Here is a 26783-nt window from a genome sequence, read left to right on the forward strand (position 1 = left end):
GCCGCTAGGTTTCACTCAACCTGCCGCCTCTATTCCACCGGAGATACCCATGAAGAAACTGCTGATTGCGGGTGCCGCCTTTGTCGCGCTGCTGAGCGGCCCGGCCTTTGCCGACGCGCCGACCACCCTCCTTAATGCTTCTTATGACGTTGCGCGGGAAGTTTTTGCGGCCGAGAACGAAGCCTTCATCAAGGCGCATCCGGGTATCACCGTCGACCAGTCGCATGCGGGCACCTCGAAGCAGGCGCGCGCCATCGTCGAGGGCCTGGAGGCTGACGTCGTCACCTTCAATCAGGTGACCGATATCGACTTCCTGGCAAAGAACGGTTTTGTCGCCGAGGGATGGCAGAAGGAATTTCCGAACAACGCGTCGCCTTTTTATTCCTTCCCGTCCTTCCTGGTGCGCGCCGGCAACCCGAAGGGTATCAAGGACTGGGGCGATCTCGCCCGTGACGATGTGAAGGTTGTCTTCCCGAACCCGAAGACATCGGGCAATGCGCGCTACACCTATCTGGCAGCGACAGCCTATGCCAAGGAAGCGTTCAAGGATGATCCCGCCAAGGTCACCGAATTCGTCAAGAAGATCTTCGACAACGTTCCAGTCTTTGATACCGGCGGTCGCGCTGCAACCACGACCTTTGTCGAGCGCGAAATCGGCGACGTGATCATCACTTTCGAAGCGGAAACCCGCTCGATCGCCAAGCAATACGGCACCGACAAGTTCGAGAGCGTCGTGCCCTCGGTCAGCCTGCTTGCCGAATTCCCCGTCGCCGTCGTCGACAAGGTCGCCGAGAAGCGCGGCTCGCGCGAACTGGCAAAATCCTACCTCGATTTCCTCTACACCGAGGAAGGCCAGAAGATCGCCGCCGAATATGGACACCGCGTCCACAACGAAAAAGTGGCAGCCGAGTTTAAGGATCAGTTTCCGGAGATCCGCCTTGTCAAGGTCGAAGACGTCTTCGGCGGTTGGGGCAAGATCAAGGACGAACACTTCGCCGCCGGTGCCGCGCTCGACCAGATCTACGGCAATCGCTAACAGGCGATAGCAGGCCCAACCTTTCGCCCGGCGAGTTCTGCTCGCCGGGTTCTGCCGTGAATGAATGACATGCCGCCGTGGAGGCGATCACTTGAAACGCAATGTTCTGCCCGGACTTCCCCTGTCGCTGGGCATCACCCTCTTTTATGTCGGGCTGATCGTCGTGCTGCCCTTGGCGGCTCTGGTTTTCAAGGCGGCGAGCCTCGGACCCGCCGAATATTGGGCGATTGTGTCGTCGCCGCGCGCCGTCGCGAGCTACCGCGTCACCGTGCTTTCAGCGCTTGTCGCCACCGCCTTCAATCTCGTCTTCGGCCTGGCGCTTGCCTGGGTGCTCGTTCGCTACCGCTTTCCGGGACGACGCATTGTCGACGCGATCGTCGATCTGCCTTTCGCCCTGCCGACGGCCGTTGCCGGCATCGCCTTGACGACGCTCTTTGCCTCAAATGGCTGGTTCGGTTCGCTTCTGGCGCCCCTCGGCATCAAGGTGGCCTACACGCCGCTCGGCATCATGGTGGCCATGTGCTTCACCAGTCTGCCCTTCATCGTCCGCACGGTGCAACCGGTGCTAGAAGACCTCGATCCTGCACTGGAAGAGGCCGCGCAATCTCTCGGCGGATCGGACAGCGCGATCTTCGTGCGCGTCATTCTGCCCTTGCTGATGCCGGCTTTGCTTGCGGGCCTGTCACTTTCCTTCGCCCGGTCGCTGGGCGAATTCGGCGCGATCATCTTCATTGCCGGCAACCAGCCGATGGAAACCGAAATCACCGCATTGCTCGCCTTCATCCGGCTTGAGGAATACGACTATCAGGCAGCTGCCGCGATCGCCTCGGTGCTTTTGATCACCGCCTTCCTGATGCTGGCCGCCACCAATCTTCTGCAGGCGCGTGCCTTGCGCTACACCGCGAGGTCTTGACGATGACGCCGACCAGACGCAAACCGCCGCGCGTTGGCGACGGGCCGATCATCCGCCGCGTGCTGATTGGCACGACGCTGTTCTTCGGCGCCATTCTGGTGCTCGCACCACTGATCGTGATTGCCGTCGAAGCTTTCGGCCAAGGTTTGAAGGCTTATGCCGCGACCATCGCTCATCCCGACACGCGCCATGCCATTTTCATGACGGTCGCCACTGCCTTGATCGCCGTGCCTGTCAACACTGCCTTCGGTCTAGCCGCGGCCTGGGCGATCACCAAGTTCGACTTCTGGGGAAGACGTGCTCTCCTTGTCGTCATCGAGATCCCGTTCTCGATCTCGCCGATTGTCGCTGGTGTCGCCTATCTCTTCGTCTACGGCCTGCAGGGCCTGTTCGGCCCGATGCTTGAGGCGGCGGATATCAAAATCCTCTTCGCCCTGCCAGGTATTGTGCTCGCCTCGATGTTCGTGACCGCACCCTTCGTTGCGCGCGAGCTCATTCCCTTGATGCAGGCGCAGGGCAGGGACCTCGAAGAGGCGGCAACCTCGCTCGGAGCTTCGGGCTGGCGCACGTTCTTCTCCGTGACGTTGCCGAATGTGAAATGGGCGCTGCTTTACGGCGTCGTTCTCTGCAATGCCCGCGTCATGGGCGAATTCGGTGCGGTCTCGGTCGTCTCCGGCAATATTCGCGGCCAGACCAACACGCTGCCGCTCCATATCGAGCTGCTTTATCACGACTACCAGGCGGCGGGCGCCTTTGCCGCTGCTTCGATCCTCGCGACGCTTGCCGTCGTCACCATCATTGCCAAGGTCGCGCTCGAGCGCCGCGGTGCCGGCCGCCGGCCGGCGCTTGCCGCTGCCGCCAAGGAACAGAACGCAGGAACCAGCTCATGAAGATCCGTCTCGACCAGGTCGTCAAAACCTTCGACACGTTCCGCGCCGTGCACGGCGTCTCGCTCGACATCGAGAGCGGACAGCTGGTGGCCCTCCTTGGTCCCTCCGGTTCCGGCAAGACGACGATCCTGCGCATGGTGGCCGGTCTCGAATATGCCGATGGCGGCCACATCTATTTCGGCGATCAGGACGCGACCGACATCCCGGTGCGCGACCGCGGCGTCGGCTTCGTGTTTCAGCACTATGCTCTCTTTCCGCACATGACGGTGGCCGAGAACATCGCCTTCGGCATGAAGGTCTCCAAAACCAAGCGCAGTAAGTCGGAAATCGCCACGCGCGTCGAAGAGCTGCTGCGCCTCGTCAAGCTCGAAGGGCTCGGCGACCGCTTCCCCGGCCAGATCTCCGGCGGTCAGCGTCAGCGTGTGGCGCTGGCCCGCGCGCTGGCCGTCGATCCCAAGGTGTTGCTGCTAGACGAGCCGTTCGGCGCGCTCGATGCCAATGTCCGCCGGGACTTGCGCCGCTGGCTGCGCGAGATCCACGACGAGCTCGGGATCACGACCCTGTTCGTGACGCACGATCAGGAAGAGGCGCTGGACCTCGCCGACCGTGTCGTCATCCTGGATCAGGGTAGGATCGTGCAGGAAGGAACGCCTGCAGAAGTTTGTCGCGCGCCGAATTCGGCATTCGTGATGCGGTTTTTGGGAGATGCAAACCGGATCTCGGCGAATGTTCGGGACGGGCGAGCCTATATTGGTGAGACCGTGATCGACGCGCCGTCGTCGAGCGATGGTCCGATCGACATTTACTTGCGGCCGGGCGATGTTGATTGGCGCCCTGAGGGAGATGGCATATCCGCAACGATCGTCCGCGTCCTCGATCGACCCGGCGGCAGACGGGTTCTCGCCAATGTCGAAGGTGGCACGGCACTGGAGTTCGATGTGCCACCCGAGACGGATGTGCGGTCGGGGCAGCATGGAAGACTGCTGATCAAGCGCTCACGCCTTTACCCGGCCTGAAACAACATTGGAGGCATGGATATTCGGTTTGCGCAGATAACCCGAATTATGAGTTAAATTTCATTCAAAGCTCTGGCATAAGCGGCATACCGACTCCGGTTTCGCTGAATTGCAAGATAGAGAATGATGGCTGACGCTTCACAGGTCGAATTCAAGGTGCCGCTCAAGGCTGCGCCGGGAGCCTATGCCGACCGTCCTGTCGTTCTAACGGTTAAGGATCCAGGGCACCGTTTGGGTCTGCGCCCGCGCTTGGCGTTGCATCGAAAGGGCAGAGTACCAGCTATGGTTTTCCGCTCCTTCCTGGTGAATAGTAAAGGCCGCGGGCGGTTTTACGGATGGCTGCCGGTGCAATTCGAAGGCGCAACGCTTTTCGTGGATGATGCAACGGCTGAAGTATCCACGGACGTCACCCCGGAAATAAACGTGCGGCGGCTTTCGCTGCTCGAGATCGGGATTATCCTGGTTCTGCGACGACCCTTGTTCATTCTTCGTATTCTTCGTCTCCTTATGGCGCGCAATGTGAAAGGCGCCACGTTTCGCTTTGCCAGGCAGGTCGACGCTTTGTCGGCGCCGAGCTATGACGAATGGATCGACGCCCAGCAGGCTGCAGAGTGTGCGGAGATGCCAGTTCCCCCGGAAGACTGGCCAACAAAACCTTTCGTGTTTGTTTCCATTGAGGACGGCACGGAAAAGGCTCTCGCCGAAACACGTGCCTCACTTAGCGCGCAGACCTGGCGCGACTATGCCGAGATGCCGGCCAGTGAGGCAGCAAGGCTCAAGAATGAGGACGAGCAGGAGACCCGACCGCAACTGTGGATGCGGCTTCCCGCAGGTGTGCGTCTGGCGCCGCGTGCTTTGGAGAGGCTTGCGCAACCCTTCGCTTTCTCGTCTTCGGTGGCCGCGGTTTATAGCGATGAGGATCGTGTCAACAAGCTTGGTCGCCGGATCGATCCATTCTTCAAGCCGGCTTGGAATCCGCCACTTGCTTACTCCGGTTGGCTCCCATTGGACGGCGCCCTTGTCCGCTTGGCCGACCTGCCGGAGGGCTTGGACCTCGAGAATATGCCGTTGGGCGAAGTGATCGCCAAAGCTTCAAAGGGCAGTCGCGGTGCGGTTCTTCATGTGCCGCGGGTGCTATTGCACAGAGACGCTCCATACCAACGAACGATGAGGCCAGTTCGACTTAAACCGGATGCGCCTGAGGTGCCCAAGGTGAGCGTCATCATTCCGACGCGCGATCGGGCTGATCTGCTCGAAGCGTGTCTAAAGGGGCTTTTTGAACATACCGATGGCGTCGATCTGGATGTTATTGTTATCGACAATGACAGCTGCGATCACGCAGCACTGGACCTTATGGACCGCTATGAAAAGGCTGGCCGTATCCGCCGTCTGCCGCTGCCAGGTGGGTTCAATTTTTCACGGGCATGCAATCTTGGTGTCGAAGCATCGCGCCATGAACTCGTCCTTTTGCTCAACAACGACGTCGAGCCGTTGCGGCCGGATTGGCTTTCCAATCTTGCTCGGGAATTGGATGATCCCGATGTCGGCGCTGCGGGAAGCCTACTGTTTTTCCCGGATGGTTACGTGCAACACGGCGGTGTAACGCTCGGGGCTGGGACTGTTGCAAGGCATAGCTTTCATTTCCTGCACCCGCAATCCGGTGAGGACAATGGTCTCTTGCGTGAACGGCGGGAGATCTCCGCAGTCACCGCGGCTTGTCTGCTGTCACGTAAGAGCCTTTGGATGCAACTTGGTGGCATGGATGAGAGCAATTTGACCGTAGCGTTCAACGATGTCGACTATTGCCTCAAGGTACGGCAGGCGGGATGCACGATTGTCTGGACTCCTGATAGCGCCATGCTGCACAGGGAATCGGTTTCTCGAGGTGCGGACAATACACCTGAAAAGCTAGGCCGCTTCGCGCGCGAGGAAAAGACGGTGTATCAGCGGTGGGGCGATATCTTGCGGACTGATCCGTTTCACAACCCGAACCTCTCCCTGATCGCGGAGGATTTTGTTCTCGAGGCCCGCCCGCGCGATCTATCTCCTAGGTCATCACGATGACTGATCTCAGAGAACGACTTGCTCTATGGATCGAGCAAAAGCTGCCGCGCCCGAAGCTGAGGCCGGGGGCGACTGGCCGTCCACGTGGGCCTGTCAAGCGGATCATCGTCTTCGGGCGCATGCCGAACCCGACTTTTGACTATTATTTTGCTGCTCGGCTCGATGCGCCGGGCATGCCTCCGTCGGAGACCGTCGACATCAGGCATGGCAATCTTGCAGGCCTTGATGCAGAGGGCGCTTTCATCATCATCTGTCGCTATGCGTCACCGAAGGTTTTGACGTGGCTTGAACAGAATGTTGATCAGCTTTCAGGTGTCGGCCTGTTTGTCGATGACGATATCCCGGCCGTGGTCACAGGCCGGGATGCGAACCTTCGGTATCGCCTGGTTCTATGTTTTCGAGCGCTGTGGCCGCTGCGCCGCCTCAGTCGCCATCTCGATATTGTCTGGGCCTCGACACCGCATTTGGCTTCGACATTGCAGTTGGAGGAAGTTCAGGTGCTGCCACCCGCGCCTCCCGAAACATTGTGGAAGAAGCGGCCGGATGAAGCTGGTCCCGTTGTGAACGCTCTATCAGACCAGGTCTTGATTGCTTACCACGCGACGGGCGTTCACCTCGAAGAGCATCGCTTTTTGCGTCCGATTGTGGAGGAGGTCCTAGTTCAACGGCCACAGGCGCGATTTGAGGTATTCGCCGACGGACGGGCGGCATCGATCTGGGAAGGTATGGAACGAGTGGCGGTCCGAAGACCAATACCCTGGAACGACTATCTCGCGGACGCGAACAATCGGACCATCGATGTCATGCTCGTTCCGCTTCACCCGTCGCGCGTGAATGATAGTCGAGCGCCGACGAAGCGGATCGACGTTGCCCGATATAAAGCGGCGGGTGTGTTTGCCGAGGGCGCGGCCTATGGATACGGAACAAGTGACGGTTCTGGCGAGCAGCGTGTGCCATATGTTCGCGACATTTGGCAGAATGCGATCCTAGGGCTGGTTGACGATCGTAAGACTCATGATTTGGCAACAGCAAGCACCTTGCGGCTTGTCCAGCAGATGACGCAAAGTGCGCACGAGGGGCTAAAAATGCTGGCGACGGACGCCGCCACAAACTTGCTTTGTTAGTAGGCTGTACAAAATCTCCGTTTCGCGTGTCTTGGTACCAGCCTCTACTGGACCGGTTGTCCGCGCCCATGCTAGTGGTCGCACCATATGAATAGTAGGTATTGTTGATGTCTTCTAAGGTTATTCTGGTTCGCTCGAAGCGATTTGGCGATGAGCGTGGGTGGTTTTCTGAAACCTATAATGAAAAAACTTTCTTCGAGCGGGGTATCCGCGACCGATTCGTTCAGGACAATCATTCGCTTTCGGTGCCCGTTGGCACGCTGAGGGGGTTGCATTTCCAAACGCCCCCATTCGCTCAGGCGAAGTTGGTTCGCTGCATTCGCGGCCGTATCTTTGATGTAGCCGTTGATATCCGTCGGGCTTCGCCGACGTTTGGGCGGTGGGTCGGAGCTGAACTATCGGCAGAAAACGGCAACCAACTTTACGTGCCGGTCGGCTTTGCCCACGGCTTTGTTACACTTGAGCCTTCTACCGAGGTCACATACAAGGTCTCGAACGTGTATTCCCCTGAAAACGACGGCGGGGTCCGATGGAACGATACGCAGATTGGAGTGAACTGGCCGCTCCCGCAAGATGTCGCCCCTACGCTAAGTGCCAAAGACGAGCGTCAGCCCTTATTGCGTGATTTCGACAGTCCGTTCGAATATGACGGAATACCGCTTGAAATGATCGAAGTTTAAGTATCTTCCAGGAGACGATATGCGCATTCTAGTTACCGGTGGAGCTGGTTTTATCGGATCTGCATTGGTCCGACATCTCATCGCAAACAGCGATCACGAAGTTCTGAATTTTGACAAATTAACCTACGCCGGAACCTTGACTTCTTTGGCGACGGTGTCGTCATCGCCTCGGTACCGGTTCAAACAGGGCGATGTTTGTGACGAGCATGTGGTCGCCGCCACGATCGAGGATTTTCAGCCGGACGTCATTACACATCTCGCGGCCGAATCGCACGTTGACCGCTCTATTGATGGTCCGGGCGCCTTTATCCAAACCAACATCGTCGGTACTTACACGTTGCTGACAAAAACTTTGGACTACTGGCGCCGATTGGGCGAAGTTCGTCAAAAATCCTTCCGCTTTCATCATATTTCGACGGACGAGGTTTTTGGTTCGCTCGGTGAAACTGGGTACTTCACCGAGACAACACCGTACGACCCGCGTTCACCATATTCGGCTTCAAAGGCGAGCTCGGATCACTTGGTTTCGGCTTGGGGGCACACATTCGGTCTGCCGGTGCTGGTGACGAATTGCTCCAACAATTACGGACCCTATCACTTCCCAGAGAAGCTGATCCCGCTAATGATCGTTAAGGCCCTGGCAGGGGAGCCTCTGCCTGTCTATGGAAACGGTGCAAATATCCGCGACTGGCTTTTCGTTGAAGACCATGTGCGGGCGCTCCAACGTGTGTTTGAGCAAGGTATTCCCGGACAGACTTACAATGTTGGTGGGAGTTCTGAGCGTCGCAACATCGATGTCGTGAACGCCATCTGTGACGCCCTCGACCAACGAGAGCCGCGAAATGATGGCAAATCATATAAAGAGCAGATCACCTATGTACCGGATCGGCCGGGACACGACCACCGCTACGCCATAGACGCCAGCAAGATCTCCAGCGAACTCGATTGGGAACCGTTGGAAACTTTCGAGAGCGGAATCACACGAACTGTTGGCTGGTATCTCGAAAACCGCCAATGGTGGGGGCAAATTCTGCAAGTGACAACGGCGGCTCAGCGTCGGGGATTGGGCGGATAGAATTAGATGGTTCGTATCTTGCTCACAGGTGGCACTGGCCAAGTAGGCTTAGAGCTGATCCGCAGCCGCGGCTGGCCAGAGAATGCTCAATTGGTTGCGCCCGCACGAAATGAACTTGATCTGTCGGATGTAAGCGCGATCGTGGAGTACGTCGCTGGCGGAAACTTTGCCGCGATTATCAACTCGGGCGCCTACACTGCGGTGGATCGTGCTGAATCCGAAATTGTTGCAGCTTGGAAGATCAATGCTCTGGCGCCGGCGGGGCTTGCCTCGGCAGCCAGCGCCGCTGGAATACCAATTGTGCAAATTTCAACGGACTACGTGTTCGATGGAGCCAAAAGAGAGCCGTATTGCGAGAACGATGCGGTTCGGCCGCTGGGGGTATACGGGGCCTCGAAAGAGGCGGGCGAGCAAGCGGTTCGGACCAGCAATGCGCGTCATGTCATTCTACGTACCGCATGGGTTTACAGCGAACACGGCAGCAACTTCGTTAAAACTATGTTACGTCTGGCGAAAGCCGCACCGAGCATCAAGGTTGTCGGAGATCAAATCGGATCGCCAACAAGCGCCGTCGATATTGCCAAAACCGTCCAAAAGATAACGTTAAGCTTAATTAACCATCGTGCTGCGCCGACAGGAACTTACCACTTCACCAATTCCGGTGACGGTAGTTGGTTCGATTTCGCCAGCGAAATTTTCCGTTTGTGCGGGAGTCTTCGCGGGACATCGCCCGTTTTGGAAGAGATCCGCACTTTCGAATACCCGACCGCTGCAAAGCGCCCCGCGAACTCGACGCTATCTCACGAAAAAATAATGGCCGACTACGGTGTGAACCCACGTCATTGGAAAGACGCGCTTTCGGATGTGATGGCGAGCCTTCTCGCATCGGAAGTGCTAAGAGAGGAAGAAAGATGAAGGGTATTATCCTCGCGGGGGGGTCCGGAACAAGACTCCATCCTGCGACGCTGGCTGTGAATAAACAGCTTCTTCCCGTCTATGACAAGCCAATGATATACTATCCATTGTCTGTTTTAATGATGTCCGGAATCAGGGATATTCTTATTATATCATCGCCTGAATATTTGGACCGTTATCAGGCGCTGTTCGAAGACGGCAGCCCATGGGGGTTAAGGATAACTTACGCAGTGCAGCCGACGCCAGACGGATTGGCCCAGGCATTCACGATAGGTGAGGCTTTCATTGGCGACGATCACGTTGCCCTCGTTCTCGGAGACAATATCTTTTTTGGCGCAGGCCTGGCGGACCTTCTAATGAAGGCCCGTGCCAGAAGACATGGTGCCACGGTCTTCGCATATGAGGTCGATGATCCTGAAAGATATGGTGTTGTCGAGCTCGGCACAGATGGACATGCGCTTAGCCTGGAAGAAAAACCAAATGCGCCAAAATCGCGCCTGGCGGTAACGGGTCTGTATTTTTACGACAATCGAGTCGTTGAATTTGCTAAGACGCTGAAGCCCTCTGTACGCGGAGAATACGAAATTACCGATCTGAACCGTATCTATATGGAACAAAGCGCATTGTTCGTCGAACAGATGTCCCGAGGATTTGCATGGCTGGACACCGGGACACACGACAGTCTGCTGGAGGCATCGGAGTTCGTGCGCGTCATTCAGCACCGACAGGGAACGCATGTCGCTTGTATTGAAGAGATAGCATTTGAGAACGGCTGGATTAGCAAGAAGCAGCTTAAAGCATTCGGGGAGAAGTTCGCCAAAACAGCCTACGGACGCAATCTCTTAAAGTTGGCGGGCGCCGAATAGGGACGGTGTCGGTGCCATTTTAAAAGCGCAATCATTCGAAATAGCTGACGTGGCCAACGACATTTCGTAGGGGAGCGGCGGGTGATTGGCGAATCCACCACGGATTCAACGGGATTTGCAACGAAGGATTCTAACATATGCGTCGTTTCTCGGCGAGGTTGAGGCAGGTCTTATTTGGCAGGCTCAATGGTCAGAAGCAAAACAAATGTCCTCCGTTATTTGACAGGGATTGGTACCTCGCCGAGTACGCAGATGTAGCTCAGTCGCGCATCGATCCCTGGCGGCACTTCCTTCACCACGGCGCCACAGAAGGGCGCCACGCCAATCCTTTTTTTGATACCCATTGGTATCTTGTGAATAATCCCGATGTCGCGTCCAGCACAATCAATCCACTGATTCATTATTGGCGACATGGTGCGCTGGAGGGTCGCGATCCACATCCTGGGTTTTCCACTGGTCTTTATCTTTCGGCGTATGGCGATGTAGCCTACGCGGGTTACAACCCGCTTTTCCACTATTTGAAATGGGGCCGCGCGGAAGGCAGAACGATTTGGCCGTCCGCAATTGATGGCGATCGTAGCAATGCTATCGATTTTCTTGCAGGCTGCGCTGAACTCGATGTGCCGGCTGCGCTGGACGATCTGTTAAAATGCCTTCGAGAGGCGGAGGCAATGGAAATTCAAGACGGTCAGATGCTAGAAAAATACAAGAAGCTTCTTTCGGAAGCACAAGATATTCTAAAGAAGCGCGGAATGCGCGCGGTGGTCGGCGCGGGAGTCCGTGAGGTTGCCGGAGTGCTGGATCCTAGTGATCTTGGGCCGGTATCAAACACAGGCTGGGTTGAGGATTACCGAAGTATACGTTCGACATTTGGTGACAAAGTCGCTTTGGCGAGTATCTTGCGGAACCTGGCCAATGCCGCTGAGGGAAACCGCCGGCACAGCGCGGGTACAAATCGTGACAGACGCGCCGCCCGTTCTGCCAAAAGTGTGTATGAATATACTTACGAGCTAGTTAAAGAGGACGGTGTCGTCCCTTCGAGGAGACCGCGTAATGATGCAGACTATGCGCTGGAAGTGCCGTTTAGTTTTGATACAAAAAGTGGATTCGATCGCACAATAGCAATTGTACTGCATTGTTTCTATCCCGACGTCCTAGCGGATATGCTCCGGTATTTCGATCATATCCCGCTTGCAGCAGATCTTTATATATCAACAGATACAGCGGAAAAGTGCGAACAAATCACGGATATCTGCCAGGGGGCCTGGCGAAAAGGGACGTTTGAAGTCCGTCTCTTCGAGAATCGCGGGCGTGACATAGCTCCCAAACTTGTGGGTTTCCGTGATGTATATGCGCGGTATGAGCTGTTTCTGCATGCTCACAGCAAAAGATCGCCGCATGGCGGTGAACCACTGGCCAAGTGGCGTGATTATTTGTTGGAGAATATCTGTGGCAGCCAGGACATAGTTGAATCGATTCTTACCCTGTTCGACGACGAGTCGATTGGTGTGGTCTTTCCGCAACACCTGTTTGAGTTGAGGGGAATATTGAACTGGGGTTATGACTATGACCTCGCACGCGAGCTCTTGGACAGAATAGGTGTCAAACTCGATAAGGATATGGTGCTGGAGTTCCCCTCGGGATCAATGTTTTGGGGGCGAAGCGAGGCAATCCGTAGGCTGCTTGATCTGGAGCTTGCGTTCGAAGACTTCCCGGAAGAGGCGGGCCAAATCGACGGCACGCTTGCACATGCGATCGAGAGATCGATGCTTTTCGCTGTTGAAAGTGCAGGATTTGAATGGCGGAAGGTGGTCAAGCGGAATTTGTATGAAAAGCCGGAAACCGTACTCCGCGTGGACAGCCCAACGGATCTGATAAAATGGCGGCACTTTGTATTCCAGCCTGTCTTGACGAGACCGGTGAGCGGGGTGATGCCCAGCGAGCGGGCGATACCGGAAACCCGCGCCATTTTGACCTATCCATCCCGAAATGAGCGGCCTCGTCTGAACTTGCTGGTACCGACAATCAATCCGTCGCAGACGTTCGGAGGGATCTCCACCGCAATTAAGGTATTCAGCGAGATTGCCGACGCGCTTGGATATGACAGGAGAATCATATCGACATGCGCCCCCGTTGAAGCAGAGGCTGTAGAGCGGTTCTCTGATTACACTCTCACTCCGATGGGGCCGTCCTCGGATACTACGGAGTGGAGCCTAAATGACGTATTTGACAGATCCCAGGGACGTCTCGATCTAAGGCCCTCCGACGTTTTTGTTGCGACCGCGTGGTGGACGGCGAGGTTCGCGTTTGAATTCAATGATATTCGACGAGCGTCGGGAAAAACGCCGCCGCCTATTATATATCTCATACAGGACGACGAGCCGAATTTTTATGGCTGGTCAAGCAAATGGTCGCTGGCCGAAGCAACATATAAGCGTCCAGATGAAACGATAGCGATCATAAACTCCGAGGAACTGTTCGCAAGCATTACCGAACGGTACCAATTTTCCAAATCGTTCTGCCTGCCATATCAGATGAATGGAACGATCAAGCGGTCGTTGAGAGCGAGCGTTCGCGAGCGGACGATCATTATCTATGGTCGTCCAAGCGTGACACGCAATGCCTTCGAGCTTATCGTCGACGCATTGTTTCTCTGGCAACAGCGTAATCCAAGCCTTGCGGCGAAATGGTCAATTGTGAGCCTTGGCGAGGAGTACAGTAGGGATTGGGCCCTTCCGGTGCAGAATTTTTCCGTTGTCGGAAAAGCATCGCTACAGCAGTATGCGGAGTATCTGAGCACAGCGTCCGTGGGAATATCGTTGATGATATCGCCGCACCCGAGTTATCCGCCCTTGGAAATGGCTGAGGCCGGTCTGTTGACAATCGCGAATAACTTTTCGCACAAAAGGCTTGAGGCTCGCTATGGCAACATTCTCCCGGTCGAGATCATGGAGCCTGCCGCGATAGCTGAAAAAATTGAGATTGCGATTTTCCGAGCTGAAAAGGAGCTGGTCGGTCAGGTGACGGTTGGTAGTGGATCATCAGCCGCTGCGATGGATTGTCAGGTTTACGACCCAATTGCTCTCGCAGAGATATACAAAAAGCTCCGCCGCCTCGACGACGGCTCCCTCTTACGGTGTCGAGACTAGCATGATTGGCTTCCCGGAAAATCTGGGCATTGCGCAGCGTGGGCGCGTCATTTTCGCCATTATGATGCGTGATATGAGGACGCGGTTTGGCCGCTCGCACGTTGGCTACATGATTGCCATCGCATGGCCGTTGGTCCATCTCAGCGTCCTTGTTTCCATGATGCTTTACGCGAACAGGGTGCTGCCGTTCGGAACAGATCCAGCTGTATTTGTCGTCAGCGGCGTCTTGCCATACATTCTCTGCCTATATCCAGCACGTTTGATGGGCTATAGCGTAGAGGCGAACAGGGCGTTGTTCCTGTTTCCTGTTGTCAATGTGTTCGATGTTATTGTGGCCAGGGGCGCGATCGAGTTTCTGACTGCGTTCGTAGTTGCCATTATTTTTTGTGGTGCGCTTTTATCATTCGGGGTTGATATTGTTCCGATAAACTATAGCGCTTGGGCCAGTGGTGTTCTGGCAACTGTGTATTTATCGATCAGTATGGGTATCTTGAATACAGTTATTTCATCTATATTTAAGATGTGGCACGTCGTATTCGTTCTGTTGATGTTTTTCATGTACGCGACCGCCGGTGTTTTCGTCCTGCCGTCGTCATTTTCTCCGGCCGTTAGGGAGCTTATGTGGTATAACCCGCTCCTTCATTGTGTCGAATGGGTCCGATCTTCATATTACGACGGTTATGGCGGCGAAATGCTCTCGCAAGAATTCGTTCTTTGGGTTGCCACGACTTGCCTGATGTTGGGTCTGCTCGGGGAAAGGTTTTTGCGAGGCAAGTTGCTCGGCGCATGATTAAATTGATTGACGTCCACAAATATTATAAAACCCGCGGCAGCAAGAAGGTTATTCTTGACAATGTAAGTTACGAATTCCGTGCCGGATTGTCCTACGGTATATTGGGGATAAATGGAGCCGGAAAATCAACAACAATGCGCATGCTAGGAGGGACCGAGCTTCCCAATTCGGGAAGAATAAGTCGCTCGGCACGGGTTTCGTGGCCCCTTGGGTTCTCGGCAGGGCTTCATCCTGCGATGACTGGACGGGAGAATGTTCAGTTCGTTGCCCGAATCTATGGCCAAGATCCAAAGCGTGCAGTCGAATTCGTAGAGGATTTTGCTGAAATCGGCGCCTATATAGATGAGCCGTACCGGACGTATTCTTCTGGAATGGCGCAAAGGCTGGCGTTCGGCCTGTCGATGTCGATCGACTTCGAATGCTATCTGATAGACGAAGTAACTGCTGTGGGCGATGCAAGATTCCAGGCGCGATGTCACGAGGAATTTGCCAGGCGTAGGGCTCATTCCGACATCATTATGGTGTCGCACTCAATGGAGACGATACGGAGCTACTGTAGCCGTGGCGTTGTGCTTGCGCACGGGGTGCTGCATGAATTCTCGCACGTTGATGATGCGATAGAGCTTTACACAAAGCTGAATCAATGAGGTGGGGCGTGTCCGATGTGGTGGTCCAATCCGAGCGTGCTGAAGAGGTCGACGTAGGCCAGCGTGCACAACGTGTCGCAAAGGCGATATCAATCGAGCTCCGTCGCGCGGCCAGAAAGGCACGTGTCGTCACACCTGTCGTCGCTGGGGGCAGCGGCTTTCAAGCGCGCCGAATTGACAAGATTTTTCGCAACCTTGTTTTGTACAGCTTTTTCGTGATTTTTGTTGGCCCGTCGGTTCTTAGCGGCGCCTACCTAAGCTTCTTTGCGGCCGACCAATTTGTGTCCGAAGCGCGCTTCGCAATAAGATCTGGCGACTCATCGCCTCTTGAGAGCTTAGCTGGGCTATCGTCAATGATCGATACAGGCGCAGCCCGCGATGGGCTAATCGTCGCTGATTACGTCGAGAGCAGTGCTATGATCGATGTTTTGTCAAAGGACTACGATCTTCGCGCCATCTTCGGACCGGGTACGTGGGATCTTTGGGCCGAACTCGATCCGAAAGGCAGCGCCGAGGATCTGCTAGACTACTGGAAATCCCAGGTATCGATTTCGGTTGACCGTGTTTCGGGATTGGTCACGCTGAAACTAAGAACCTTTTCGCCCGACGATAGCCGTTCTTTGATTACTGCAATCATTGATCACTCTGAGGAAATGGTTAATAAGCTGACACGCCGCAATGAATCAGATTCGCTCATGCAAGCGCAGCAAGAGTTGGAGCGATCGAAGCGCGGCCTCGAGTTAGCTGTTTCGGCACTGCGCGATGCACGATCGAAACTGGGCATTCTCGATGTTTCTGTCGCGGCAAAGGTCTATGGTGACGTGTTGTCCGAACTGCGGCTAGAGCAGACAAAGGTTGAGCAACAAATTTTGGCCTTGCGTAACACCAATTCGCAGAGAGCACCGCAGCTTGTTCAATTCCGAGCGCGCAGTCGAGCGATCCAAGACCAGATAGCATACTATCAAGGGTTGATGGCTGGTGGTGACGGCGCGGTTGTTGAGAAGACACTCGCGGAAAATGCAAAGCTTTTAAGCCAAAACGAAATGGATCAAAAGATAGCTCAGTCTGAGTACACACTGGCGATGACAGCCTTCGAAAGGGCGCGTATAGCCGCAGAACGCCAGCGTTCTTACTTGCAGACATACATCAGTCCAACAAAAGCCGAAGAATCACTTTACCCTCGGCGGTTGTTGACCTGGATCGTGATTAGTGTCGCGGCATTAATCGGATGGGCGGCGTTCTTCGGGATGGCGATACTTGTGCGCGACAACACCGCTACCTAGGTTGGCAAGATGCAATTTAATATCGACGTCGATTCCGGCGGCACAGTTTGCGGATGGTTGGTGCTCGATAACCCGAGTGAAACGCCGGAATTCAAAATTCTAATTGAAGATGGCCGTGAAGTTAAACTGCGGGCGAATGTCTTCCGCAAAGATTTGTATGATCTGGGGCTTCATGCCACGGGGATGGCCGGGTTTCAGATAGATGAGGCGTTGATCCCAGATCTGCCGAGCTTGGCATCATTCACCTTGGCGGAGGCGACCACGGGGCTGCCGATCTATCGGCGCTGTGATCCGTCGAAACATGTTGAGAGCAAAGTCGTTTTGATCGAAACTGGGGCGATGCCTCAGGTCAAGCTCTTACGGGAACTGATGGCGCACTTCTCATTGCAATACCCGATGCTTGATCGGTTCCCGATGGAGACAATTGCTGCCGCGCTCGGTCATCACTATTCGAAGTCAACGGTCGCCTCTGGGCGTATTAACTGGGCTCGATTCTCGGGCATACTGCAATCTAAGGAGTTTGTGACTACTGCACTTCTGTCAGAACCCGTCGAAGACCTCGCGGAGCGGTTGCTGTTAATTAAGCTTATTAGCCGTCAGCCGGGTACATCCTTCTCGCGCGGCCTTTTAGAGCGCTACGAGATACTTGTTCCCGCTGTGGAGGGCATGGACTTGCATGATGAGAAATCTATCCTCAAAGGTCTTCGAGGGTTAAGCCGCGAGCAGCGGCATTTGATTAAGTCACCGATGACTGCGACATTTGGTGCGACGCCCGATGAGATCGTTCAGAGGAGGAATGTAAGCATCGCGCTTGACAACCTCGCCCAGGTAGACGCGGTGGGTATCAAGTCACGTTTCGATGATTTTGCCTTTATGGCTAACGGTATTGTTGGTGTGCCCATCTTCCGAGCAGACGCAATTGAGGCGCTTAGCGGTGCTTCCGAGTTGGCGAAGAGCCTCGGGAAGATCGCGCTTGTGGCGGATCTGTTAGATGAGGACATCGCTCTCTATTCTTTCGTGGCGAGTGCGATCGCAACGGCGCTCGGGACGACACAAGACCAAGATATCCACAACGCAAAACACGCCTACATCCAATGAGGAGGGAAGAACAGGAAAGGCGCGGCGAATTCTCGCCGAAGCTGCAGGACGATCACCTTCTTGAGGACCGCCATACGACGGGATTGTCGCGGAGCATCCAATCGAAGGTTTCCAATGCCCTGAGTGTTGGCGGTCTCGTCAAGCGCCGACCGGCTCCTTGTGAGGCCGATAAGGGGGAGGTTCTGGGTGCGTCGTCAAGCGGACGCGGTAGAGGCGTGTTGCTGTCCAGCTTCTTGTTTTGCGTTCTTGTGCCGACCTTCATTGTCTTCGCCTATTCACTGTTTATGGCATCGGACGTCTTCGTCTCGGAAGCAAAAATTGCCGTTCGGGAGAGTGTTGAGTCGGATGGTTCGTCACAACAATCTTTGGCGTCGACGGCTTCATCGATTTTGAGCAAGGTGGGGCTAACGAAATCGAGTAATACCTTTCAAAATGCAATGATTGTCGTGGATTATGTAAGGAGCCGCGCCGCCGTGGAAGCGGTTGGCGGCCGCGATCGGATGAAAGATATATACGGTCCATCGAGCGTTGATTGGTTGTCCCGTCTTGAACCTTCTGAAGACTTTGAAGATATACTGCATTATTGGAATGAGTATGTATCAATTAGCCTTGATACACTGTCGAACATAATAACTCTGCGCGTGCATACATTTCGACCTGAAAATTCACTCGAGTTATCGCAGGATCTGATATCGAAAAGTGAAGCTTTGATCAACCACATCTCGCAGCGCAGCAGGCGGGATGCACTAACGCGCGCCAGTGCTGAGGTGGAGAAGAGTACGCGTGAGCTGGCGGATGCACGGACGGCGCTGCTCGATTTTCAGCAAAGATCCAGCACCATCGACCCTATCGAAAATGCGAAGCAGATCGTGGCTCTCGTCTCCCAGTTGACCGCGCGAAAAATAGAAATGGAAAGCCGCCTTGCCGTCGCTGCTGGTGTAGGGAACTCCGAACGGCCTGGCGAAACGTATCTTCGCGCGCAACTAGATGTTGTGGAGTCGCAGATTAAAGATCTCAATGCCAAGCTCACCGGTAGCAAAAACGCGGGTTCCATATCTGCTCAACTGAAGGATTACGAATTGCTAAAGCTGCGACAAGAGTTCGCGGAGCAGGTTCTACTTTTATCACGCGCAAGCTACGAGGAGGCGCGCCGGCGAATGTCGCAGCAGCAATTATATGTGGTAACGGTTGTTCCTCCCATGCTGCCCGATGTGGCGCGCTACCCGCGCCCGGCGATTAATGCCGCGCTGGTTTTCCTGGCAGCCTTCGTGCTTTGGTCAATTGCCTCACTTCTGGTAGCGAATATCAGGGACGGTGCGAACCTTTAACGGTGGTCGGTTTGCGAGATTGCTGATCTGAAGTGAAGTTGCTATCTAAGGTATCTGCTGAGCCAACTCGTCAATCGAGATTTGAGTGACTAGGAAGAGTATTTCGGAAAAAATGACGTTACAGTTCAATAATTCGTTCACCGAAGCACCATATCGCGGGTTCATTGATGAACTGACTTCCAGTGGAATTAGAGGGTGGATTGCCCGTGGTGATAACAGGACCGTTCACCGACTCTCGGTTGAAATCGATGGTGTCCAGCTCGGGCAAACGACTGTCAATCTGCCCCGGCCTGATGTCTCAGCTGCGCTAAATGCGGATGGCAATTTTGGCTTTGAACTGAGATTCGACCGCTCGGCGATCGTCTCAGGGTTGACGTCCGGCGCGCTGATCGAGGCAAGAACGTCTAGAATTGTTTCACTAAGGCTGTTTGCCGACAGAAGTGACCTGGATCAGAAGTCGGGCGCTAACGCACTCAGTCCAACTCTGGTCATGACATTGTCAATGAGTTTCGCAGGTTGGCTTGAGCATTTTGGCCTGCAGCTGGTTGAGGAAATTTACCAGTCACGCAAGCCTGTCTATGCGCGTATCGCGTCAGCTATTGACCCGAAGGGCGCTGATCTCAAATCGATAGCTCGGGAGCAAGAGCCCGAACTCGTTGCGACATCTTTGATTTGGCGAGAACACGCTGATTTTGCAGAACTAAATCGTAGAGAGATTGTCGGAAGATACTTCGATGGCGAATACTACCTTCGCCAGTACGAGGACGTTCGGAACGCGGACGCAGATCCACTCGAGCACTATCTTCAATCGGGTTGCAGAGAAAACCGTAACCCACACCCGCTTTTTGATGCGAAATTTTATGTTTTAAGCCTCAATCAGCTTGCTGACGATAGGAAGCATCTCGCCGCGTCTGACCCCTTCTACTTCTTCCTGAAATTTGGTGCGGGGCTGGATGCTGATCCACACCTCGGTTTCTGGATGGGGTGGTATCGAACCAAGTATCATTTACCTGCTCGACTGCATCCATGGATCGATTATATCAGTGGTGGCTGGAATTTCGGACGTGAACCAAATCCCGGCTTCGATAGCCAGCTATTTTTCGCGAAATTGGGCTCTGTCTTAGCGCAGGATAAGACGCCTCTCGCGGTCTTCTTTGATAAAAAAGAGGAAAAGGATCTTGTTCCTCACTATATGTTCTGCGATTCTAAGGTTGTTTTTGCGGGGCAGGCTTTAAACAAGAAGTCATCTGATGATTATCTAGCGTTTCTGCACGCCAGACGATCGTCTTCGGTGCACCATAACGCGCTGTTCGATGCCGTTTATTACAGAAAGAATATAGATGTTGTCGGCGGCCTAGATCGTTTGTTGATTCATTACTTCGTGCAAGGTGAGATCAGCGGGTTCAAGCCAAATTATGTTTTCGATCCAATTTGGTATCGTAAAAAGTATCGAATTATCTCAGACATAAAAGGGCCGTTGCTGGATTATCTAGCCTCCGGCGAGGCAAAGCTACGCGATCCCGGCAAATATTTTTCGACTCGGTACTATCTGGCGATGTATAAAGACGTCGCTCTGGCTGGCATGCACTTGCTGAAGCACTTTTTGGTTGCGGGCGATCGCGAGCGCCGAAGGCCCAACAAGCGGTTTGATCCTCGTTGGTATGAGCGGATAGCCAAGCTCAATCCAAGCGACCAGCCATTTCGGCAATTTTTAAACTCACCCCTGGGTGCGTCGCCTCATCCTGCGGTCCTAGTAAACGAGAGAGCAAGTGCGAGTGAACTCCGGGAGTGGCTGTATGGTGAGCCTGAAGCTGTTGCTGGGAGACCGCCATTTGGCGTACGGACGGTGTTCGAGATAGGCACCGGTCAATCGGAGGCTGCCGTTCCTCATATTGATGCGTCATTCCGGTCCATTGATGAATTCGAAGATTCGGTCACGCATTTCGATCCGCAGAGTATTTCGAAACTGCGCATGAATGAGACTATCGTCAGAAGTTATCCATATTTTGATCTTGCCGATGCCAATAGGTTGCAACAGGAGGTTCGGCGCCGTTTCGAGAAAACTGCGCGGGAGCAGGACCTCCCCTTGGTTACTGTGATTATGCCGGCAAGAAATCGGCAAACGGTAGTTCTGCGAGCTGTTTCATCAGTTATGCGGCAAACCTACACCAATCTGGAATTGGTCGTTGTTGATGACGGTTCGACCGACGGTACCGTCAATCGCGTGGCCACTGTTTTGGATGCGCGAATTAAGCTGATTGAGCAGCCGCATTCCGGCGTTTCGGCGGCGAGAAATAAGGGGCTGGAGACAGCAACGGGGACATACATATTCTACCTTGATACCGACAATTACTGGGAGCCGAGTTTCGTCGAGATCATGGTGAAGTCCATGATAATCGAGAACGTCGATGCCGCGCATGCCGCGCTCCGAGTATACAATGACCGCGGCCAAATTTATTACCGTGGCGACGTTTACGACAAGGCGGCCATGGATCGTGAGAATTACATTGATATGAATGTTTTCGGACATCATCGTCGGTTCGTCGATGAGGGCTTCCGATTTGATGAATCCCTTACCAGGTGCGTAGATTGGGACCTGATTCGGCGAATTTCTCTGAAGTCACCTTCGTATTATGTCGCGTTCCCAGGTTGCAACTATGTGGATGATAGCGGTGAACTGCAAAGAATTACGAATACAGAGCTGGTCGGAGATTTCTACAAGCTATCAACTGCCCAGATGGACTTGGACTCGCAAATTACTGGGCACAAGAAAGAACTTCCCCCTAAATACTCGATAATCTGGCCGATACAGCCCGGGGAACATCTTTCGAGCGCAGAACAGGTGTGGGAAGCCGTGCGCCATCTATCAAGAGGCGAGCACGAGCTTATCATTATTAACAATGCGCTGCCCGATGCCCTGACGGCGCTTCTGGCTGAGCTCTCAACGTCAGTGCGCGGATTGAGAGTTGTTCATCTTTGGCGGACGTTCATGTTCTTCCCCGCAAGCAACTTAGGCGCGAAATTAGCCTGTTCCGAAAATTTGCTCTTCTGGGACGGCAGGGTAGGGTATGACGGGGACCGCATCGATTCATTTATGTCAAAGCTGAGCTCGGCAAGTGACGTTGTATTTCCAGTTGTGGTCGATAGCGAGGGGAAGGCCATTGATGGGATGTTTACCGTATCCCATGATGCGGCCGGCATTCAGGCCGTTGCCGGCAAGCAAGTTATCGACAGGCGTATTGGGGATGCATCAGGCATTGCCGCGCAACATTTTCCAGTTGCGATTAGAAAAGGCGTGTTTGAAAGGCTGAACGGCTTCAGTTCGAATCTTTGCCTCGACAAAGGACTTGTCGGCTTCGTCCTCTCGTCGTGGCGAGAAAGCGCTCGGAAAGTCGTGATGCACTTTGGCTCGCAGTTCGTCGCCGAACGAGAGAAGAGTGTGTGCGGGACCAGCATCGCTTTGGCGCGTGAACAAGAATGGTTCGCGCAAACGCTCGGTCGGCTGCCTACGATCGAAGTTTCGTTCAAGAACGCGCGACTGAAAGTCGACACAATGCCGCAGAAGTATGTTGTATCAAACGGTTTGCTCGAGGTGGCAGCGGTCGCGTTGCCGACATATTCGCGCACCACTCGTTCTGGCTCGCAGTCGGTTCAGATCCGGTGCCCGGCTCCGGCGGGTCAAAATAGTCATGCTTGGGGCGACTATCATTTCGCACTTTCACTCAAGACCTCTTTTGAGCGCCTGGGCCATCGTTGCGAGGTCCGTCTGCGTGATCATTGGGACTATCCTACGCATGACGCAGATATAGTGCTTCATTTGCGGGGGATCGTGGACGTCAAGGCTGTACCGGGAGCGCTCAATCTTTTGTGGCTCATAAGTCATCCTGATAAGCTGCGAGCTTCCGAGCTTGAGGGCATGGCCGGGATTGTCGTTTGCTCGCAGCAATCGCAGTTGGACCTCCGGCAAAGGTTTGGGGTTAGTTCGACGGTTCTACCGCAAGCGACAGATGCTCGGCGTTTCTCATTCCTGGACGATGCGACGGTGACGTCGATTTCGGAGCGCTTCTTGTTTGTCGGAAACTCGCGGCGCGAACCGCGTCAGATCGTTCTGGATTCCGTGAAGATGAATCTGCCGCTCGATATTTACGGCCAAGATTGGGAATACTTCGTCGAACGGTCCTATATGCGTGGCGAGCACATCGACAATGCAAACCTTCCTCACTGGTATAGATCGGCTTTGTGCGTTTTGAATGATCACTGGCCGAGCATGGCACGCGCGGGGATAATCTCGAACCGATTGTTTGATGTGGTTGCATGCGGCGGCGTTGCAATCACAGATGAAGTTGCTGGGATTGAGCAGATTTTCGGTCCGCACGTCAAAGTATATTCTAATGCCGGCAATCTGAAAGATCTGACTGACGGCGTGTACGACTGGATGCCACCTATCGAACAACGGCGTGCAATGAGTGCCGAACTCCTATCAAATCATTCTTTTGATAGGCGCGCGCGCCAGCTCCTTGAATATGTTTCCTAAACTTCAATATAGAGATTGCCAATATGGTAGATGTTAAGCCGATCGCGTTCTATTTGCCTCAGTTTTATCCCAACGCCGTTAACGACATCAATTGGGGGCAGGGTTTTAGCGAATGGCGGAGTGTCGTGAAAGCTAAGCCGTTGTTCGAGGGGCATTTCCAGCCGCGTCTCCCGGGGGCGCTTGGCTTTTACGATCTGCGCAGCCAGGATGTCTTTGAAGAGCAAGCCGATCTGGCCCGAGCTGCCGGCGTTTTCGGCTTTTGCTTTTACTACTACCGAATGGGAAATCGGCGGCTTTTGGAGCGGCCACTTCACTCTTACCTGGAGGCCGCCCGCCCGGATTTTCCATTCATGTATTGTTGGGCCAACGAAAGCTGGACACGCGCATGGGATGGCAAGAGCGATGATTTGCTGCTCGAGCAAGTCTACGACGAGGCTACTAAGCGTGGTCTGATTGCTGACCTCGTAGAGGCGACGCAGGATCCTCGGTACATTAGGATCAAGGATAAACCATTCATTCTTATCTACCAGGTTGAACGGATCCCGGACCGCAAGCTGTGGCTTGAGGAACTTCGGCAGGCGATGTGGTCCCGGACTGGACAGGAAGTGACGATAGGCTGTGTCTTTTCGCCGGGTCTCAAGGTGGAAATGTTGCAGGACGTCGATTCCGTCGTACAGTTTCCGCCGCACCGCATCCCGCGCAGTGGTCCGCGAAAATTGCTAGACGTGGAGTTTGTTGAGCCATTCGATAATTCGCGCGGCGATTACTTCGAACCCTATGACGCCATCGTTGAGGCCGCATTAACGCGGGTGAAGGGGTTTGATAGGATGTATCCCGGTGTCACGCCTGATTGGGATAATTCTCCACGCAGGTCGAAAAATGCGCATGTCGTTATAGGCAGCACCCCAGCCAAGTTTGAATCCTGGGTCCGTCGCGCCAGTGATGTGAGCCGCGAAAAGTTCGAATCTGGCGATATCGACGCGCCGCTTCTGTTCGTCAATGCCTGGAATGAATGGGCTGAGGGTGCCGTGCTGGAGCCGACGGAACTGCTGGGCTCGGCCTACCTTTCGGCGCTAACGCATGGTATTTCTTCACAAGCGGTACCTGCATTGTCAACTGAATAAATTTTGGGAGATATTTAACCTGCTGCAGATACCTCGTATGGGAGTTGTGGTTGTGTACGCCCGCTTTGAATCTTGGAATGTGATCCCACAATGTACGAGCCCTTCGCGAAAATTCTAAAGCATGTCCCAGGCTATAAGTTTGAGATGGTCTTCGACGTTGGAGCCAACGTCGGGAGCCTGACAAAGCAGTTCTATGAAGATCTGCCGCTAGCTAAAATATTTGCGTTCGAACCGGTTCTGTCTACTTTCGACGCGGCTTGTGCGCAAACCGTCGATTGTGATCGTGTGACTGTTCTAAATTTGGCACTCGGGTCATCCGAGGGAACCGCGCATATGAGGATTGGCGATAACTCTGAGATGAATAGAGTAGACCGGCGTGGGGGTGACCAGATAGTGCGGATGAGCACGATCGATCATATCTGTTCAGGCTATGAAATCACCCATATCAGCTACCTTAAAATTGATACGGAAGGGCACGACCTGGAGGTTCTGAAAGGAGCGTCCCATATGCTTAGAAATACCGATTTTGTGGAGTGCGAGGTCAGTCTCAACAATTATAATAAATATCATGTTTCGTACGACGACGTGAGTGAGTTTCTGGAACCATTCGGTTTTGGAGTATTTCACTTGTTTGAGCAGACGATGGAATGGATCGCGAAGGCGCCAATATTGCGGCGTGCAAACGTAGTATTTGTCAGCTCGCGAATTTATGGGGATCTTACGGGCGCGGAATAATGTATCACGCATGGTGCTAGAATGATTATCGGTAAAAAGCGGCGAGGAACCGTCCGGCCGCTACTAATCCTTCCGCCGCCTCTCGATATCTTCAGGGTTGCAAGCTTGGAAGTGTGCTTCGGCAAGTTGACTCTGATGGCGTTTGTTTTGCTCTGCCTCTCGGCAATAAACAGCGGAGCCGCGTCAAAACACTCGGGTTTTGTCGAGGTTGGAGTTGATCGGGTTTGGTCGGGTACAACCGTTAGATTTGGCGGCTTGGTTCACGAGGGATACGCATACGTTGCCTACTACGATGCCGAACGTTGGCTGACGGTGGCGAAAGTGAACGTGGAAGTCGTTGATAGCCCGGTTGAGAAAGTGCGCCTTCCAACTCGCTTTGGAGGTTGGGATGCGCACAACTCTACGGTGCTGACCGTTGACGCTGAGGGGATAATCCACATCTCTGGCAATTTACACGGGGGGGGGCTTGTATATGCGCGTGGGTTAAAGCCGTGGTCGCTAGCTGGGCTGGATGAACTTCGTCAGATGACAGGGCGCTCGGAAGAGCAGTCTGTGACGTACCCAACGTTCCTTCACCTCGCTGATGGTCGTTTAGCATTCATATTCCGCTCGGGCCGAAGCGGAGACGGTGGTTGGTACGCTAATGTCTGGGAGTCGCCTGGCGTTTGGCAGCCACTTTTTAAAGGTGCTTTATTCGGGAACACGTGGTTCGCGCAAAGCACCAGCGCTTATCCATCGAATTTTAAGCGAGACGCAGATGGAATCTGGCATGTCGCATTGGTGTGGCGCATGAACCCCGATGTATCCACCAACCAGCGCTTGTCGTATGCCCGATCGCGAGATTTAATTAAATGGACCACTTCCTCCGGGAAAGCACTCAGCGTCCCGCTTTCGCCAACGAATATTGACGTCGTTGACGATATTAAGATGGGGCAAGGCTTGCTTAATAACGTGGTCGTCGGTATCGACGCCCAGAACCGGCCACTCATTTCATACTCACGCTACGACGCGCGTGGGCACAACCAAGGGTATCTTGCACGTCCGAATGATGGCGACTGGCAGAGGGCTGTTGTAACGGATTGGCAAGGAAAATGGAAGATTGAAGGGAAAGGCACGCTACCCGGAAACATCGGCTTCGACAGTGCCGTACAGCGTGAGACGTGCTGCATACTTTTCTACGCGACGCAATGGCGCGCAGGTCGGCAAGCGATAAAGCTGGATGCTAGGTCATTCGAGGTTATCCAACGCGAACAAAGACCGGACATCGTACCCTCGTCCTTTAGGGAACTTCGAACTTTTGGCCTGTCCAAGGGCGTTAGTCGAATATTCCCGCTATCCGATCGCTGGGGAAATGAAAGCGCATTCTCACTTCGATGGGAGTCGCTTCGTTCAAATGCCGACCAACCGCACGCCTGTGCCGAAGCGGTAATGTCGTCATGCATCCCGCAGGCATCCGAGCTGACCGTTCTCGTGCCAAGATGATAGAGTTTATCGGTATCGCATGGTGGTGGCC

General features: G+C 54.2%; 20 protein-coding genes. All 20 read left to right on the top strand.

Features of this window, described 5'->3' with window-relative positions; translation table 11 throughout:
• The first annotated feature begins 49 nt into the window (after positions 1 to 49).
• The 20 genes from cysP (at position 50) to LPJGGPFB_RS21480 (ending at position 26752) form a co-directional block, all read left to right on the top strand.
• Positions 50 to 1036, top strand: coding sequence for a thiosulfate ABC transporter substrate-binding protein CysP (cysP, locus tag LPJGGPFB_RS21385; protein WP_173421919.1), 987 nt, complete (start codon positions 50 to 52; stop codon positions 1034 to 1036).
• A gap of 64 nt (positions 1037 to 1100) precedes the next feature.
• Entirely contained in the window at positions 1101 to 1949 is an 849-nt protein-coding gene (gene cysT, locus LPJGGPFB_RS21390; RefSeq protein ID WP_173421920.1) for a sulfate ABC transporter permease subunit CysT, read from the top strand.
• 2 nt (positions 1950 to 1951) lie between these two features.
• Positions 1952 to 2839, top strand: coding sequence for a sulfate ABC transporter permease subunit CysW (cysW, locus tag LPJGGPFB_RS21395; protein ID WP_427858280.1), 888 nt, complete (start codon positions 1952 to 1954; stop codon positions 2837 to 2839).
• The gene (locus LPJGGPFB_RS21400; RefSeq protein WP_173421922.1) at positions 2836 to 3855 is read left to right on the top strand and encodes a sulfate/molybdate ABC transporter ATP-binding protein; all 1020 of its coding nucleotides are present in this window, start codon (positions 2836 to 2838) and stop codon (positions 3853 to 3855) included. Before cysW ends, LPJGGPFB_RS21400 begins: the two co-directional genes overlap by 4 nt.
• Positions 3856 to 3981: 126 nt before the next feature.
• Positions 3982 to 5919 carry a glycosyltransferase family 2 protein gene (locus tag LPJGGPFB_RS21405; RefSeq protein WP_173421923.1) on the top strand — a complete coding sequence of 646 codons (1938 nt, stop codon included), beginning with the start codon at positions 3982 to 3984 and terminating at the stop codon, positions 5917 to 5919.
• On the top strand, positions 5916 to 7043 hold the full coding sequence (locus LPJGGPFB_RS21410; RefSeq protein ID WP_173421924.1) for a glycosyltransferase family protein: 1128 nt from the start codon (positions 5916 to 5918) through the stop codon (positions 7041 to 7043). The genes LPJGGPFB_RS21405 and LPJGGPFB_RS21410 overlap by 4 nt, the downstream gene beginning before the upstream one ends.
• Positions 7044 to 7150: 107 nt before the next feature.
• Positions 7151 to 7723 (top strand): dTDP-4-dehydrorhamnose 3,5-epimerase, encoded by a 573-nt coding sequence (rfbC, locus tag LPJGGPFB_RS21415; protein WP_173421925.1) that lies wholly within the window; start codon positions 7151 to 7153, stop codon positions 7721 to 7723.
• A gap of 19 nt (positions 7724 to 7742) precedes the next feature.
• Positions 7743 to 8798 (top strand): dTDP-glucose 4,6-dehydratase, encoded by a 1056-nt coding sequence (gene rfbB, locus LPJGGPFB_RS21420; protein ID WP_173421926.1) that lies wholly within the window; start codon positions 7743 to 7745, stop codon positions 8796 to 8798.
• A gap of 6 nt (positions 8799 to 8804) precedes the next feature.
• Positions 8805 to 9713 (top strand): dTDP-4-dehydrorhamnose reductase, encoded by a 909-nt coding sequence (rfbD, locus tag LPJGGPFB_RS21425; RefSeq protein ID WP_173421927.1) that lies wholly within the window; start codon positions 8805 to 8807, stop codon positions 9711 to 9713.
• Entirely contained in the window at positions 9710 to 10579 is an 870-nt protein-coding gene (rfbA, locus tag LPJGGPFB_RS21430; RefSeq protein ID WP_173421928.1) for a glucose-1-phosphate thymidylyltransferase RfbA, read from the top strand. The genes rfbD and rfbA overlap by 4 nt, the downstream gene beginning before the upstream one ends.
• Positions 10580 to 10716: 137 nt before the next feature.
• Positions 10717 to 13728: a rhamnosyltransferase WsaF family glycosyltransferase gene (locus LPJGGPFB_RS21435; protein WP_173421929.1), complete on the top strand. Its 3012-nt coding sequence runs from the start codon at positions 10717 to 10719 to the stop codon at positions 13726 to 13728.
• Position 13729: 1 nt separating this feature from the next.
• Complete coding sequence (locus tag LPJGGPFB_RS21440; protein ID WP_173421930.1) at positions 13730 to 14518, top strand: ABC transporter permease; 789 nt, start codon at positions 13730 to 13732, stop codon at positions 14516 to 14518.
• Positions 14515 to 15168 carry an ABC transporter ATP-binding protein gene (locus LPJGGPFB_RS21445; RefSeq protein WP_057204462.1) on the top strand — a complete coding sequence of 218 codons (654 nt, stop codon included), beginning with the start codon at positions 14515 to 14517 and terminating at the stop codon, positions 15166 to 15168. The genes LPJGGPFB_RS21440 and LPJGGPFB_RS21445 overlap by 4 nt, the downstream gene beginning before the upstream one ends.
• 8 nt (positions 15169 to 15176) lie before the next feature.
• A complete protein-coding gene (locus LPJGGPFB_RS21450; protein WP_173421931.1) occupies positions 15177 to 16451 on the top strand; it encodes a KpsE/RkpR family capsule polysaccharide export protein in 1275 nt (424 codons plus the stop codon).
• 9 nt (positions 16452 to 16460) lie between these two features.
• On the top strand, positions 16461 to 17549 hold the full coding sequence (locus tag LPJGGPFB_RS21455; protein WP_173421932.1) for a hypothetical protein: 1089 nt from the start codon (positions 16461 to 16463) through the stop codon (positions 17547 to 17549).
• A gap of 218 nt (positions 17550 to 17767) precedes the next feature.
• Entirely contained in the window at positions 17768 to 18877 is a 1110-nt protein-coding gene (locus LPJGGPFB_RS21460; RefSeq protein WP_173421933.1) for a KpsE/RkpR family capsule polysaccharide export protein, read from the top strand.
• 112 nt (positions 18878 to 18989) lie between these two features.
• Positions 18990 to 23411, top strand: coding sequence for a glycosyltransferase (locus LPJGGPFB_RS21465; RefSeq protein WP_173421934.1), 4422 nt, complete (start codon positions 18990 to 18992; stop codon positions 23409 to 23411).
• Between the two features lie 23 nt (positions 23412 to 23434).
• On the top strand, positions 23435 to 24535 hold the full coding sequence (locus LPJGGPFB_RS21470; RefSeq protein ID WP_173421935.1) for a glycosyltransferase WbsX family protein: 1101 nt from the start codon (positions 23435 to 23437) through the stop codon (positions 24533 to 24535).
• 90 nt (positions 24536 to 24625) lie between these two features.
• On the top strand, positions 24626 to 25270 hold the full coding sequence (locus LPJGGPFB_RS21475) for an FkbM family methyltransferase (RefSeq protein ID WP_173421936.1): 645 nt from the start codon (positions 24626 to 24628) through the stop codon (positions 25268 to 25270).
• A 21-nt stretch (positions 25271 to 25291) separates the two neighbouring features.
• Complete coding sequence (locus LPJGGPFB_RS21480; RefSeq protein WP_173421937.1) at positions 25292 to 26752, top strand: BNR repeat-containing protein; 1461 nt, start codon at positions 25292 to 25294, stop codon at positions 26750 to 26752.
• Positions 26753 to 26783: the final 31 nt, after the last annotated feature.

Origin of the sequence: Ensifer adhaerens (genome assembly GCF_013283195.1) — a bacterium.
GTDB lineage: Bacteria > Pseudomonadota > Alphaproteobacteria > Rhizobiales > Rhizobiaceae > Ensifer > Ensifer adhaerens_G.